The sequence below is a fragment of the Streptomyces kunmingensis genome (genome assembly GCF_039533535.1).
In the GTDB taxonomy this organism is placed as follows: Bacteria; Actinomycetota; Actinomycetes; order Streptomycetales; family Streptomycetaceae; genus Streptomyces; species Streptomyces kunmingensis.
On record NZ_BAAATS010000005.1, the window covers coordinates 413668 to 426588 of the forward strand.

The 12921-nt window shown below is 71.1% G+C and carries 13 protein-coding genes; 1 reads left to right on the top strand and 12 read right to left on the bottom strand.

Annotated elements, in window-relative coordinates:
* Positions 1-152: 152 nt before the first annotated feature.
* The 5 genes from ABD366_RS07120 to ABD366_RS07140 all read right to left on the bottom strand — a co-directional run bounded on the left by ABD366_RS07120 (position 153) and on the right by ABD366_RS07140 (position 5698).
* Positions 153-1250 carry a glutamate--cysteine ligase 2 gene (locus tag ABD366_RS07120; RefSeq protein WP_324771637.1) on the bottom strand — a complete coding sequence of 366 codons (1098 nt, stop codon included), beginning with the start codon at positions 1248-1250 and terminating at the stop codon, positions 153-155.
* Between the two features lie 90 nt (positions 1251-1340).
* Positions 1341-2483 (bottom strand): LCP family protein, encoded by a 1143-nt coding sequence (locus ABD366_RS07125; protein ID WP_324771638.1) that lies wholly within the window; start codon positions 2481-2483, stop codon positions 1341-1343.
* Between the two features lie 29 nt (positions 2484-2512).
* Positions 2513-3061 carry a transglycosylase SLT domain-containing protein gene (locus ABD366_RS07130; protein ID WP_324771639.1) on the bottom strand — a complete coding sequence of 183 codons (549 nt, stop codon included), beginning with the start codon at positions 3059-3061 and terminating at the stop codon, positions 2513-2515.
* A gap of 338 nt (positions 3062-3399) precedes the next feature.
* Positions 3400-4227, bottom strand: a complete 828-nt coding sequence (locus ABD366_RS07135) for an aldo/keto reductase (RefSeq protein ID WP_324771640.1) — start codon at positions 4225-4227, stop codon at positions 3400-3402.
* 55 nt (positions 4228-4282) lie between these two features.
* The gene (locus tag ABD366_RS07140) at positions 4283-5698 is read right to left on the bottom strand and encodes an NAD-dependent succinate-semialdehyde dehydrogenase (RefSeq protein WP_324771641.1); all 1416 of its coding nucleotides are present in this window, start codon (positions 5696-5698) and stop codon (positions 4283-4285) included.
* A 312-nt stretch (positions 5699-6010) separates the two neighbouring features.
* On the opposite strand from ABD366_RS07140, the gene ABD366_RS07145 reads away from it, so the two are divergent.
* Positions 6011-7054, top strand: a complete 1044-nt coding sequence (locus ABD366_RS07145) for a tetratricopeptide repeat protein (RefSeq protein WP_344441295.1) — start codon at positions 6011-6013, stop codon at positions 7052-7054.
* Positions 7055-7089: 35 nt separating this feature from the next.
* Here the strand turns inward: ABD366_RS07145 and ABD366_RS07150 are convergent, their stop codons facing one another.
* The 7 genes from ABD366_RS07150 to ABD366_RS07180 form a co-directional block, all read right to left on the bottom strand.
* On the bottom strand, positions 7090-7815 hold the full coding sequence (locus ABD366_RS07150; protein WP_324771643.1) for a GAF and ANTAR domain-containing protein: 726 nt from the start codon (positions 7813-7815) through the stop codon (positions 7090-7092).
* Between the two features lie 139 nt (positions 7816-7954).
* On the bottom strand, positions 7955-8620 hold the full coding sequence (locus tag ABD366_RS07155; RefSeq protein ID WP_324771644.1) for an HAD family hydrolase: 666 nt from the start codon (positions 8618-8620) through the stop codon (positions 7955-7957).
* A gap of 32 nt (positions 8621-8652) precedes the next feature.
* Positions 8653-9219 (bottom strand): type 1 glutamine amidotransferase domain-containing protein, encoded by a 567-nt coding sequence (locus ABD366_RS07160; protein WP_324771645.1) that lies wholly within the window; start codon positions 9217-9219, stop codon positions 8653-8655.
* Positions 9220-9359: 140 nt separating this feature from the next.
* On the bottom strand, positions 9360-10379 hold the full coding sequence (locus ABD366_RS07165) for an iron-containing redox enzyme family protein (RefSeq protein WP_411293784.1): 1020 nt from the start codon (positions 10377-10379) through the stop codon (positions 9360-9362).
* Positions 10376-10627, bottom strand: a complete 252-nt coding sequence (locus ABD366_RS07170) for a CDGSH iron-sulfur domain-containing protein (protein WP_324771646.1) — start codon at positions 10625-10627, stop codon at positions 10376-10378. Before ABD366_RS07170 ends, ABD366_RS07165 begins: the two co-directional genes overlap by 4 nt.
* The gene (locus ABD366_RS07175) at positions 10611-11309 is read right to left on the bottom strand and encodes a HemK2/MTQ2 family protein methyltransferase (RefSeq protein WP_324771647.1); all 699 of its coding nucleotides are present in this window, start codon (positions 11307-11309) and stop codon (positions 10611-10613) included. Before ABD366_RS07175 ends, ABD366_RS07170 begins: the two co-directional genes overlap by 17 nt.
* Positions 11310-11519: 210 nt before the next feature.
* A complete protein-coding gene (locus tag ABD366_RS07180; RefSeq protein ID WP_324771648.1) occupies positions 11520-12704 on the bottom strand; it encodes a zinc-dependent alcohol dehydrogenase in 1185 nt (394 codons plus the stop codon).
* Between the last annotated feature and the right edge of the window lie 217 nt (positions 12705-12921).

Consider the following 12921-nt stretch of genomic DNA (forward strand, 5'->3'; position numbering starts at 1 on the left):
GCGCACCAGTCCGGCGCCGAGGGTGACCCACCGGCGGCCGCACACCGGTCACCAACCCTCCTTCGGGCGGCCCGCGCCGAGCCCGCGGCGCACCGGCCGAGGGAGGGTTGGCCACAGATGTGACCTGGTTGGGCTAGGAAGTCCGCCCTGGGCTACACACCGCGCGCGGTGCGCCGCACGCACTCGGTGACCACGTCGCGCAGGCTGCCGGTGCGGGCGAGGATCTCCCGCTGGATCCGCGCGCCGTTGCCTTCGCGCAGGACCCGGGAGAGCAGGGAGCGGGCCTCGTCGTAGTCGCCGGCGTCCTCGAGGGCGGGCCGGACGTGCTCGAAGAGGGATTCCACGGCGGTGAGGGCCGGCACGGGCCGCATGAGGAGGGGACTGACCAGCTGGTCGTCGAGGCCCGAGCGGCCCGCGCGCCAGCCGGCGAGACGCAGCAGGGTGACCGGGACCGCGGCCGGGGGCTCGCCGGCCCGCCACTGCCGGGCCGCCGTCTCGACCAGGCCGCGCACCAGCATGGCGAGGAGCACCGTCATGGACGGTTCGAGGCAGACGTCGGCGACGCGTACCTCGACGGTCGGGTGGGCGGCGGAGAGCCGGGCGTCGAAGTAGATCATGCCGTCGTCCCGCAGGGCGCCCGTCGCGACCATGGCGTCGATCTGCTCGTGGTACGCGACGGGACTGCCGAAGATATCCACCGGTCCCGCGGACGGCCAGCGCCCCCAGACCCGGCTGCGGTAACTGCTGTACCCGGAATCCTTCCCTTGCCAGAACGGGGAGTTGGCGCTCAGGGCGAGCAGTACGGAGAGCCAGGGCCGGATGCGGTCGAGTACGGCCACGCCCTCGTCGTCGGACTCCACGTAGACGTGGACGTGGCAGCCGCAGGTGAGTTGTTCCTGCGTGGTCAGGCCGAACTGTTCCTCGAGCCACTGGTAGCGGTCGCCGGTGCCGACGGTGGGGCTGACCGGCAGCGGGGAGGTGGCCAGCGCGGCGATCGCGGCGCCGAGGGTCTCCGCGTGCCGGGCGGCCTGCTCGCGCCATTGGACGATCTCCGCGGCGAGCTTCTCCATGTCCTTGTGCGGGCTGGTGGCGAACTCCAGCTGCTGGCGGTGGAGTTCCGATTCGAAGGCGTCGTCCTCGCCGTTGCTGTCGCGCGCCGCCCTCGCGAGGACCGCGTGCGACAGCGCTTGTGCCTCACCGCTCTCGCTGTCGACGAGGAGCAGTTCCTCTTCCACTCCGACACTGCGCATCCGTACCGTCCCAACGAAGTAGAGGGCGCTTCTGCGGGCCCGCGTACCCAGTTCGGATCCGTTCTAGCAGGCGGGTGGCGGTGTGCCGGGTCAGGATGCGGCGGACACCGGCGAGTCGGTCCGGGCGGCCACGGAGTCCCGGGTCGCGGACTCGGGGACGGGCCGGTCGTGGCGCAGCGCGGTCCAGACCCGGTGGGAGGCCTTGTCCAGCGGCAGGACCCGTCCGGAGTCCTGGGCGTCGTAGGTGACCGGCAGGGTGACCATGTCGGTGTAGCCGGGGCTGATGCCCTTGAGGTCCTTGCCCAGGCCGAGGAGCTTGTCGGTGGAGGCCAGGCCGGAGTCCGCGCTGATCGTCTTGGTCGCGGTGTCGGCCAGGTCGTAGGCCTTGCCCGGGTGGCTGAGCGGGTCGACGGTGTCGGCACGCTGGATGAGGGCCTTGATGAAGGCCTGCTGGAGCTGGATGCGGCCCAGGTCGCTGCCGTCCGCCACGCCGTGCCGGGTGCGGACGAGCGCGAGCGCCTGCTTGCCCTTGAGCGTGTGTTCGCCGGGCTTGAGGGAGAGGCCGCTGTTGGGGTCGTCGATGGCCTTGTGGGTGGTGACGTCCACGCCGCCGAGTTCGTCGATGAGCTTCTGGAAGCCCTTGAAGTCGACCTCGAGATAGTGGTCCATGCGCAGGCCCGACATCTTCTCGACGGTCTTGACCGTGCAGGCGGGCCCGCCGACCTGGTAGGACGAGTTGAACATGGCCTCGTGCGCGGCCGGGGCCGTACCGCCGTGGCCCGTCGCGCACCGGGGCCGTTCGACCATCGTGTCGCGCGGGATGCTGACGACCGAGGCCTTCTTGTGGGTCTTGTCGACGTGCAGGACCATCGCCGTGTCGGCACGGGATCCGGCGACGCCGGTGCCGTACTGGCCGTGGGTGCCTGCCCGGGAGTCGGACCCGAGCAGGAGGATGTTCATCGAGCCGTCGTGCTGCTCGCCGGGCCGGTTGTCGCCGAGGACCGCGTCCACGTCCGTGCCCTTGATGTTGCCGTTGAGGTGCTGCCAGGCGTACGCCGTACCGCCCGCGCCCGCCAGGACCAGTCCCAGGGCACCCCAGGCGACGTAGCGCAGGGCTTTCCTTCGCGGCCTGCGCCGTGCGCGGCGTACCCGCGCGGGCCCGTAGGGGGGCACCGCCGAGCCGTCCGGCGCCTGCGCCTGCGCCTGGTGCTCGTCTCCGCTCTCGTGCGGCATGCGCTGCCCTTCGTCGTCGGCCGGGGTGCTCAGTACGCCGAGTCCACGTTGTCGATGGAGCCGTACCGGTGGGCGGCGTAGTTGGCGGCCGCGGTGATGTTGGCGACCGGGTCGGTCAGGCTGTTCACCGTGCCGGAGACGTGGAAGCGGTCGAACGTCGGCTGGATGACCTGGAGCAGGCCCTTGGAGGGGATGCCGTTGCGCGCGTTGATGTCCCAGTTGTTCTGGGCGTTCGGGTTGCCGGAGGACTCACGCATGATGTTGCGGTGCAGGCCCTCGTAGGAACCGGGGATGCCCTTGGCCTTCATGATCGCGAGGGACTCGCGGATCCAGCCGTCGAGGTTGTCCGGGTACGTCTTCGCGGCCGGTGCGGCGCTCTTCGCGGCCGGGGCGGGGGTCGTCGTCGCGGCGGCCTTGGTGGTCTTGGCGCTCGTCGCGGCCGGCGGGGCGGCCTGGGCGGTCGAGGGCACCAGCGTGAGGGCCGCGGCGACGGCGCCGACGGTGGCTATGCCGGAAAAGGAGACCTTGCGGATGCGGGCGGCGCGGTCGGCGGTCGTCTGCGTCAGGGCGATCGACATGCGGGGCTGCTCTCCTGTGCGGTACGTGGGGGGTTCGGCCGGAGTGGTCTCGGCGAAACCGGAACGACTGCAAGGGTTAGCGGCGCAGGGAAGGTGACGCAAGAATGTGACGTACTACCGCATTACGAAGAAAGTCCGTTTGGGGTGCACCTGGACGGCTTCAGGGCACGGGCGAAGCGGTCACGGGACTACTACCGCGCTTAGCATGTGACGTGGCTCCTATGGGTGGGCTCACTGTCGGGGGCCTTTTTCAGGACATTTTCGGGCGCCCCGGACAGGCGGAAGGCCCGGTCCGCAGACCGGGCCTTTCCAGGGTCGTTCTCGGCTTCTGTGACGGCTCAGCCGTTGAAGCTGTCCGGGTCGGGGCCGGTCCGCTCGCCGCGGTCGAGCGCGGAGATCTCACCGATGTCGCCCTCGCTGAGCTCGAAGTCGAAGAGGTCGAAGTTCTCCTCGATCCTCTTCTTGGTCGAAGACTTCGGGAAGACGATGTCCCCGCGCTGGAGGTGCCAGCGCAGCGTCACCTGCGCGGGCGACTTGCCGGCGGCCTGCGCGATGCGGTTGATGGTCGGGTCGTCGAGGACCTTGCCCTGCGCGATCGGCGACCAGGCCTCCGTGGCGATCTCGTGCTCGGCGCCGAAGGCCCTCACGTCGTCCTGGGTGAGATAGGGGTGCACCTCGATCTGGTTGACCGCGGGCACCACGTCGGTGTTCTGCAGCAGCCGGTTCAGGTGATTGGGCTGGAAGTTCGAGACGCCGATGGACCTGGCCCGGCCCTCGCGGTAGATCTCCTCCAGAGCCTTCCAGGTCTCCACGAAGTCGCCCTTGCCGGGCAGCGGCCAGTGGATGAGGAAGAGATCGAGGTACTCGAGGCCCAGCTCCTCCATGGTCGTGTCGAACGCCTTGAGGGCGTCCTCGCGCGCGTGGGCGTCGTTGTTGAGCTTGCTGGTCACGAAGATGTCGGCGCGGTCGATCCCGGAGTCGCGGACCGCTTCGCCGACCCCCTTCTCGTTGCCGTACATCTCGGCCGTGTCGATGTGCCGGTAGCCGGCCTTCAGCGCCGTCAGTGTCGTCTCCCGCGTCTCCTCCGGCGGGATCTGGAAGGTGCCGAAGCCGAGCTGCGGGATCTGGCGGCCGTTGTTGAGGGTGAGGTTGGGAACTGCGGTCACTTTGTACTCCTGATGTCGATGGGGGCGTGGGGCGCGGTCGCCGGGGAGGTGCTCCTCAGCCGGCGATCCCGCGCAGTTCGGCGTCGGGCGGCAGGACCCTGACGAGCTTGCGGTTCACGAACTCCTGCATGCCGAGCTTGGAGAGCTCCCGGCCGTAGCCCGAGCGCTTGATGCCGCCGAACGGCAGGTCGGGCTGGGTCGAGGTGGGGTGGTTCACCCACACCATGCCGGTCTCCACGCGCTCCGCGACCCGGCGGCCGCGCTCGACGTCCGCGCAGAACACGGAGCCGCCGAGGCCGTACTGGCTGTCGTTGGCCAGCGCGACGGCCTCGTCCTCGTCGGCAACGCGGTAGATCACGGCGGCCGGCCCGAAGAGCTCTTCGCTGTAGGCGCGCATGCCGGGTTTCACGCCGGTGAGGATCGTCGGTTCGACGAAGGCACCCGGCCGGTCGATGCGGTGACCGCCGGTCACCAGCTCCGCGCCCTGCTCGACCGTCTCACGGATCTGGTCGGCCAGGTCCGCGGCCGCCTTCTCCGAGGAGAGCGGACCGAGGGTGGTCGACTCGTCCGCGGGGTCGCCCGGGCTCAGCTCCTCGAACGCGCGGCGCATCCCGGCCACGAAGTCGTCGTAGACGCTGTCGAGCACGATGAAGCGCTTCGAGGCCACACAGCTCTGGCCCGTGTTCGCCATCCGGCCCGCCACCGCGGCGCTGACGGTGCGCCGGAGCCCTTCGCCGTCCAGGACGATGAAGACGTCGCTGCCGCCCAGCTCCAGCAGGCTGGGCTTCATGTTCCGCCCGGCCCGCTCGGCGACCTGGGCCCCGGCCCCCTCGCTGCCGGTCAGGGAAGCCCCGCGCACGACGGGGCTGTCGATGATGCGCTCGATCTCCTCGTGGCTGACGAACAGGTTCGTGTAGACGCCCTCGGGGGCCCCTGCGTCGCGGAACAGGGATTCCAGGGCGAGCGCGGACTGCGCGCAGATACCGGCGTGCTTGACCAGCACGGTGTTGCCCAGGACCAGGTTCGGGCCGGCGAAACGGACCACCTGGTAGAGCGGGAAGTTCCACGGCATCACGCCCAGCAGAACGCCCAGGGGCTCATTGACGAGGTAGGCCTCGCCCTCGTCCACGTCGAGGGGCTCGGCGGCCGCGAAATCCGGCCCGTGCCGCGCGTAGTACTCCAGGATCGACGCGGCCAGATCCACCTCGCCGCGCGCCTCGGAAATGAGCTTGCCCATTTCCAGGGTGATGGTCTGAGCGAGCTCCTCTTTACGTTCCTTCATTATCTCGGCCGCACGTCCGACGACGGCGGCGCGATCCGCGATCGGCCGCTCCCGCCAGGTGTCGAAGGCCCGGCCCGCGGTCTCGAGCCGGGAATCGACCTCTTCACCCTCAAGGGTCGGAAACTCGGCGAGTGTCTCCCCTGTACAGGGATTGACGGTCGCGAATGAGCTCTTCCGCTGGTCCGACATGAATTCTCCAGAACGACTGCTGAGGGCGCGGGCGGAACCTGCCGTTCCGCCCTCTTCTCGCTGTTCGGGGTACCCGGCACGTGGCGGCGGAAACAGGACATACGCCCCGAACGGCCTGGAGTTTTTCCGCCGCCGCTGCCGTTCCCCGTGTTTGCCGGGCCTTTGCGTCCCGTACGCCCCGGTGCGGACCCGGGCCTTCCGCGTAGTACTTCAGTCGGACGTCACAACCCGTACGCGGGGGGATTCGGCGCACCCCCGCCACCTCGTAATTTCGTGATCACCACCCGAAAGCGACCGAGAGGCCGGGGATCGATGTACGGGAAGGCATTCGCGCCCGAGTACCAAGGCGGGCTGAGCGCGGAACTCGGGGTGAACTCCTCGTACGAGGACGTCCTGGCGGCCGCGAGCCGCGCACTCGCGGAGGCGGCCACCGCCGTGGACGCGGCCCGCGCCGCGCTCGCCGTGGCCGAGGCCAACCGTCGGCTCGGCCGGGCCGAGGCCGCGCGGGCCGCCTGGCGGCGTAGCTACCGCAGCGCGCGCACCGCGGGGGATGAGGGAGCCATGGCCTGGGCCCTGTGGAGCGGGGGCACCCTGGCCCGGCAGTGCGGCACGCTCGCTCTGGCCCGGCGGCTGCTGACCTGGTCCGTCGCGCTCGCCGCCCGCAGCGGTGACCGGCTCGCCCACGGCTACTCCCTCGCGGGGCTGGCCGAGACGGGCCGTATCCAGGGCGACTACGCCGCCGTCGCCGAGCTGCACGAACAGCTCCTGGAGCAGGGCCGGGCGCACGGCGAGGCCCGGCACATGGTCTGGGCGATGTCGGGCATCGCCCAGATGCACCGCAACAGCGGCGCCTACGCCAAGGCCCTCGAGCTCTTCGAGGAGTCCGCCCGGATCGCCACCGAGGCGGACGACGCCCGGGGCCGCGCCTGGTCCCTGCGCGGGGTGGCCGACGTCCTGTCGCTGCGCGGCGAGGCCGACCGGGCGCTGGCGCTGCTCGCCGAGGCCGAGGTCATCTGCCGCGGCATGGATCTGGCGGGCGCTCTCGCCTACAACCACAAGATGCGCGGCAACATCTTCTACCGGGCCGGATGGTACGAGGCCGCCCGTGTCACGTACGGCGTCGCGCTCGAGGAGTTCGACGCGATGCACGAGAAGCGCGGGGCGGCGCTCGCCCGGCTCGGTCTCACCAAGGCGCGGGCGCAACTGGGCCGTTCCCGGTGGGAGACCCTTGCCGAACTCGCCGAGCTGGAGGCGGAGTTCATCCGTATCGGCCTCAAGGGGGCGCGCGAGACGGTCGTCGCCTTCCGCGCCGAACTGGACTCCGCGCAGCCGGCGCCGGGTGCGGCGGCGGCCTGAGGGCTGTCGGCGCGCATCGCCGGGGAGCCGGGCATTCAGGCCCAGTCGTCCTCGGACCAGTTCGCGGGGTCCGCGAGGATGTCGTCCGCGATCTCGGGCAGCGAGCGGTCGGTGCCGAAGGCGCGGGCGCGCATCCGGGTCAGCGCCTCCTCGGCGGTGATGTTCAGCTGGATGACGAGGACGCCGACGGCGGCATGGGTCGGGCCCCAGTAGGAGTCCAGGATGTCCTCGGGCTCCCACAGGGGCAGCTCGCCCTGTTCGACCGTCGCCTGGTAGGTGGCGAGCAGGGCCTGGCTCGCGGTACGGGCGGCTATGACGCCCCTCTGGATGATGTCCGGGTCGGGGTCGAGCGCCTTGTGGCACAGCACGTCGACGGCGCCGAGCGTGCGGCGGGCGTCGAGCCGCAGGGGGAAGGCGTAGATCGCGCCTACGTCGGGCAGCGAGTCCTGCGCGCAGGGGCCGAACACGGGCCAGCCCGTCAGGTCCTGGTGCAGGTCGTTGACGATCACCTTGTCCCCGGTCCGCGCGGCCGTGACGCACGGCCCCTCCCCCAGTCCGAACTGAAGCTTCTCCAGGCGCAGCGCCGCGTCACTGGTCGCGCACAGCAGCTGGCGGTGCGGGGTGTCGGTGAAGAGCGAGAGCGTGGCGGCGTCCATCGAGACGCTCTCGCGCACGGCCTCGCACAGACGGCGGGGCAGGCGGGCCGGGTCGCCCTCTACAGCCTCGAGCACCGAGTGCTCTACAGCGAAGCGATCCACCATGTTGTCCCACCGGCCTCTCTCATGTCGTTCTCGGAGAGTCGCCGGGTGTCCCGTCAGCGGCGGCGCAAACCGGGTCAGACACTGTGCAATCCGTGCCGGAACCGCCCCGGCCAGTGTGTTTCACCGGCCGGGGCGCCCCTCAGTTCCGGCCGAACGCGCTGCCGTCGAGCTCACGCAGCAGTTCGGCGGTGTCCGCGTAGACCTCCGCGGCGCCGGCCTTCTCCAGCTCGGCCCGGCTCACCCCGCCGCTGAGGACACCCAGGGGGACGACGCCGGCGCGCCGCGCCGCCTGCATGTCCCAGACCGAGTCGCCGACGAAGACGCTGCCCTGCGGCTGCGCTCCCACCAGCTCCAGCGCGTGCCGCACGGGCTCCGCGGAGGGTTTCCCCTCCTTCACGTCATCGGCGCTGGCGGTCTCGGTGATCGCGTCGTCGGCGTCGATGGCCGCGCGCAGCGCCGCCAGTTCGGATCCGCCGGCCGACGTGGCGAGGACCACGGGCCAGCCGTCGGCGTGGAGTCTTCTCAGCAGTTCGGCGGCGCCCTCGACGGGGGCGATGCGCTCGAACCAGGTGGCGTAGAGCGTCTTGTGCGCGGCGCTGAGGGAGGCGTCCTCGTCCCGGTCCCGGTCCTGACCGAGCAGATGCTCCAGCAGGTCGGAGGAGCCGAGGCCGATGGCGCCCAGGACCGAGACCATCGGCACTCTGTGTCCCGCCTGCCGCAGCGCCTCCCACCAGCACACGGTGTGCAGATGGTTGGTGTCGGCGAGCGTGCCGTCCACATCGAAGACGGCTGCGCGTGCACTCATGGGGCTTCTCCTATGGCGGGGGCGGGCGGCTGTCAGGCGGCGCCGAGCACCTCGCCGACGGCGCCCACGAAGTCGTCGAGGTCCTTCGGCGTGCGCGACGTGACGAGGGTGTAGCCGGCCGCGGTGCACTGCTTGACGGACTCGTCCACCCAGTCCTTGGCGCCCGCGTTGCGGATGTCGGTCTTCAGAGAGGGGTAGGACGTCAGCGTCTTGTCCCGGAGGACGTCCGCCTCCACCAGGAGCCAGGGGCCGTGGCAGATCGCGGCGATCGGGCGCCCGGAGCCGGCGAACGTCTTCGCTGCCGCGACCGCCTTCTCGTCGAGCCGGAGCGTGTCGACGTTGAGGGTGCCGCCGGGGATCAGGAGCAGTTCGTACGCGCCGGGATCCACGGCCTCGATGGTGGTGTCCGGGCGCACGGTCTCACCGGGGTCCTTGTCCCCCACCAGCGTCTGTACGGCGTCCGAGGACTGGGCCGCGACGGTGACGTCCGCGCCCTGGTCCCGCAGCTTCTTGAGCGGGACCAGCAGCTCGTCCTGCTCGACGCCGTAGTTGGTGACGAGTACCAGGACACGACGACCGGCGAGCTTGGTGTCAGCCATGATGATGCGCCTTTCTTTCGGTTGTTCTCGGTTGTTCTCGGTTGTTCTCGGTTGTTCTCGGTTGTTCTCGGTTGTTCTCGGTTGTTCTCGGTTGTGCTCGGTTGTTCTCGGTTGTGCTCGGTTCTTGCTCTTCGTCCGGCTCAGCCGGGCGGGAGGGGAAGGCGCAGCGCGCTCTTTCCCTGGTGCCACCGGGACAGCAGCCGCTGTGCGAGGCGGTCCTCCAGGAAGCCGGTGGCGGTGACGCCGAAGGCCACATCGGCGTCGAGAGCGGGTTCGGCGCTCAGGAGACCGCCGACCACGTCGCGGCGCACGATCTGCTCGTGCACGGCGTCGGCCTCGACGTGTTCGTCGTAGAACCGCTGCGCCGCCGGTCCCACGCCCAGGCGGCGCAGCGCGTCCGCGAGGCGGCGCGAGCCGGGTGAGGAGGTGACCTCGACGGCGGCGAAGTGGCCGATCAGGGCGCCGCGCAGGCTGCGGTGCAGGCCGAACAGCGACATGAGGTTGACCGTGGCGAGAGCCTGGGACGGGGCCGCGTCGAGGTAGTGGCCGTACGCCGTCTCCAGGCCGAGATCCACCATCAGCTCGGCGAACAGCCCGGCGTGGATGTCGTCCGCGCGGCCGGCGCCGAACTCGTCGTACTCGACAGCCACCATGGCCGCCTTCGCCCGGCCGTGCAGCCGGGGGATGACCCAGGCGTGCGGGTCCGCCTCCTTGAGGTGGTACAGCGAGCGCAGCGCGGCGTACTCCCGGAACTGCCACAGTTGACCGTCGCGTTGCAGATGGTGGCTGACGCCCGCGTCGTCGAATCCGGCGGGTTCCACCAGCAGGCCCGCCAGCGTCCGCTCGGCGTCGGCCTCCGGTGCCGCGTCCGCGCGCAGGGCGGTGAGGAAGCGCCGCTCCAGGGCGCGCCGCAGGGTCAGCAGGTGGGGGTCCCACTCCCACTCGCCGTCGACCCCTTGAAACCCCTGGTAGTGCAGTTCGTAGAGCACGTACAGCGCCAGCTGGAGGTCGCGGCCGTACGGGTCCGCGGCTTCGGCGCTCTCCTGTGCGGGCACCAGCGGCTCATTGCGCCGCAGGGCGCCGACGACCGCGCCGGACAGCCGGCCGCACGGTACGGGCAGGTCGGGCTGGAGCAGCCGCGACTGCGTCATCGTGCTCACGGTTCACCCCTTTCCATCGCCGCGTCACTGTTCGTCGCGGCTTCGTCGGTCGCCCGGCGGCGCTTGCGGTGGCTGGTGTCGCACCACGGGAAGGCCCGGCTGCGGCGGCAGGTGCAGATCGCGGCCTGGAACCGCCGGGACACGTGGGTCGTGCCGTCGCCGTCGGTCACTTCGACCGGCCCCTCGATCAGCAGGGGTCCCTCGCGGTCGACGGTGACGCGGCGTGGGCGTTCAGCGGAGTTCGGCACGGATGACCACCAGTTCCTCATGGGTCGCGTCGCGGTCGAGCAGTCCCTGTTCGCACAGCCAGGTGCGGCGCTCCCGCAGCACCGGTCCGAACGGAACGTGGTTCTTGTCGATCACCGTCGCGCTCATGCCGTTGGCGGTGAGCCGGCGCAGGCTCGCGGACGCGTCGCACAGTGCGGAGTGGACCATCAGCAGGGTGCCGCCCGGGCGCAGCGCACGCGGCGCGGCGTCGCAGACGCGGTCGACCACGGTGCGGCCGTCGAAGCCGCCGTCCCAGGCCCGGGCGAGGCCGCGGCGCGGCAGGGCCGCGGACGGCGCGGGCACGTACGGCGGGTTGCTGACGATCAGGTCGAAGGAGCCGGGCGTGAACGCCGTGCACAGGTCGCCGTGGCGGACCGTGACCGGCGTCCGGTTGATGCGGGCGTTCAGGCGCGCCGTCCACACGGCCCGCCAGGAAAGGTCGACCGCGGTGACGCGCGCGCCGAGCCGTGCGGCGGCGACGGCCAGCGCTCCCGTACCGGTGCCCAGGTCGAGCACATCGGTCCGCTCGCCCACCTGCTCGTCGCTCAGGGCGCGGAGCAGCAGGTCGGTGTCGTACTGCGGTGCGTACACGCCGCGCGGAGCCAGGAGGCGCGGGCCGCGCGACGGCTGCTGAGGCTGTCTGGGCCGGGCATGTGTGGTCATCGGTGCCTCACCCTGCTGTGGTTCCGGTTCTCGGACAGACGCCTGCCTCTCCACCCTCCGCCGGGCCGCCCGCGATGACCACTTGGGACGCTACTCATCGTGAGCGCCGAGGGAGGAGGGAGTGACAGGCGTTCGCTTCCGGGACGGAGTGCCCGCGCAGGCTGCTCGTACACCCGAAGGACGGTGAGCCGGGCCGGGGCCGGCTCCAGGTCACGGCTTCAGGAGTGTCTTCACCATGCCGTCCTCCTTGGCCTGGAACGTCGCGTACGCCGCCGGGCCCTCGGACAGCGGCAGGTGGTGCGTGGCGAATCCGTCGACGCCCAGGGGGTCGTCGTCGGTGAGGTGCGGAAGGATGTCCTCGACCCAGCGCCACACGTTGGCCTGGCCCATGCGCACCTGGAGCTGCTTGTCGAACATGGTGAGCAGGGGCAGCGGGCTCGCGGCGCCGCCGTAGACGCCGCTGATGGAGAGCGTGCCGCCGCGGCGTACGGCGTCGATCCCGGCGAGCAGGGCGCCGACGCGGTCGATGCCGGCCTTCTCCATCAGGGGGCGGGCGAGCTTGTCGGGGAGGAGTCCGACGGCCCACTGCGCCGCCTGCGCGGTCGGTGTGCCGTGTGCTTCCAGGCCGACCGCGTCGATCACCGCGTCGGTGCCGCGGCCCTGGGTGAGCTCGCGGACCGCGTCGCCCAGGTCCTTCTCGTGCTCGCGCAGGTCCAGGACGGTGAATCCGTTGCGCCGCGCGCGCTCCAGCCGGTAGTCGACGAGGTCGACCCCGATGACCTGTTCCGCGCCGCGCAGCCGGGCGATCCGGGCCGCCATGTCGCCGATGGGGCCGAGGCCGAGAACGGTCACGCTGCCGCCCCGGGGGATGGCGGCGTACTCGACTGCCTGCCAGGCGGTGGGCAGCACGTCGGAGAGGTAGACGAACCGGTCGTCCGACGGGCCCTCGGGCACCTTGATGGGCAGGGTGTTGCCGAAGGGGACGCGCAGGAACTCGGCCTGGCCGCCGGGCACCTGGCCGTACAGCTTGGTGTAGCCGAACAGGGCGGCGCCGCTGCCCATGGAGCGCACCTGCGTCGTCTCGCACTGGGAGTGCAGGCCCTGCTCGCACATCCAGCAGGTGTTGCAGGAGACGTTGAACGGGATGACCACGCGGTCGCCCACCGCCAGGTCGGTGACCTCGGGGCCGGTCTCCGCGACGACGCCCATCGTCTCGTGCCCGAGGATGTCGCCCGGGTCCAGGAACGGGCCGAGGACCTCGTAGAGGTGCAGGTCGGAGCCGCAGATCCCGGTCGACGTCACCTGGACGACGATGTCGTCGGGCTTCTGGATCCGGGGGTCGGGGACCTCCTCGATGCGTACGTCGCGCTTGCCTTGCCATGTCAGAGCGCGCATGCCGCGCCTCCCAGCGTGAGTTGCGTGCGGGTGTGGCCAGATGCCCTCTCCAGGGGCTCATACTGTGCGGCCCGCCGCCACGTGACGGTCGGCGGCGGGGGCCGGCCTCGCGTACCCAGAGCCGCGGCGGTTGATGCGCGCCTCTGGCCCTCACCTGGGTGCGGGGGCGGTCCGGGTGGGTCACGCTGGAGGTCTGTCGCTCGACGATCCAGGAGAT

Bases quoted from the DNA above. Each gene is read 5' to 3' on its own strand.
- ABD366_RS07125 (WP_324771638.1), bottom strand. From the start codon at position 2,483: ATGCCGCACGAGAGCGGAGACGAGCACCAGGCGCAGGCGCAGGCGCCG.
- ABD366_RS07140 (WP_324771641.1), bottom strand. From the start codon at position 5,698: ATGTCGGACCAGCGGAAGAGCTCATTCGCGACCGTCAATCCCTGTACA.
- ABD366_RS07145 (WP_344441295.1), top strand. From the start codon at position 6,011: ATGTACGGGAAGGCATTCGCGCCCGAGTACCAAGGCGGGCTGAGCGCG.
- ABD366_RS07130 (WP_324771639.1), bottom strand. From the start codon at position 3,061: ATGTCGATCGCCCTGACGCAGACGACCGCCGACCGCGCCGCCCGCATC.
- ABD366_RS07180 (WP_324771648.1), bottom strand. From the start codon at position 12,704: ATGCGCGCTCTGACATGGCAAGGCAAGCGCGACGTACGCATCGAGGAG.
- ABD366_RS07155 (WP_324771644.1), bottom strand. From the start codon at position 8,620: ATGAGTGCACGCGCAGCCGTCTTCGATGTGGACGGCACGCTCGCCGAC.
- ABD366_RS07175 (WP_324771647.1), bottom strand. From the start codon at position 11,309: ATGACCACACATGCCCGGCCCAGACAGCCTCAGCAGCCGTCGCGCGGC.
- ABD366_RS07120 (WP_324771637.1), bottom strand. From the start codon at position 1,250: ATGCGCAGTGTCGGAGTGGAAGAGGAACTGCTCCTCGTCGACAGCGAG.
- ABD366_RS07160 (WP_324771645.1), bottom strand. From the start codon at position 9,219: ATGGCTGACACCAAGCTCGCCGGTCGTCGTGTCCTGGTACTCGTCACC.
- ABD366_RS07150 (WP_324771643.1), bottom strand. From the start codon at position 7,815: ATGGTGGATCGCTTCGCTGTAGAGCACTCGGTGCTCGAGGCTGTAGAG.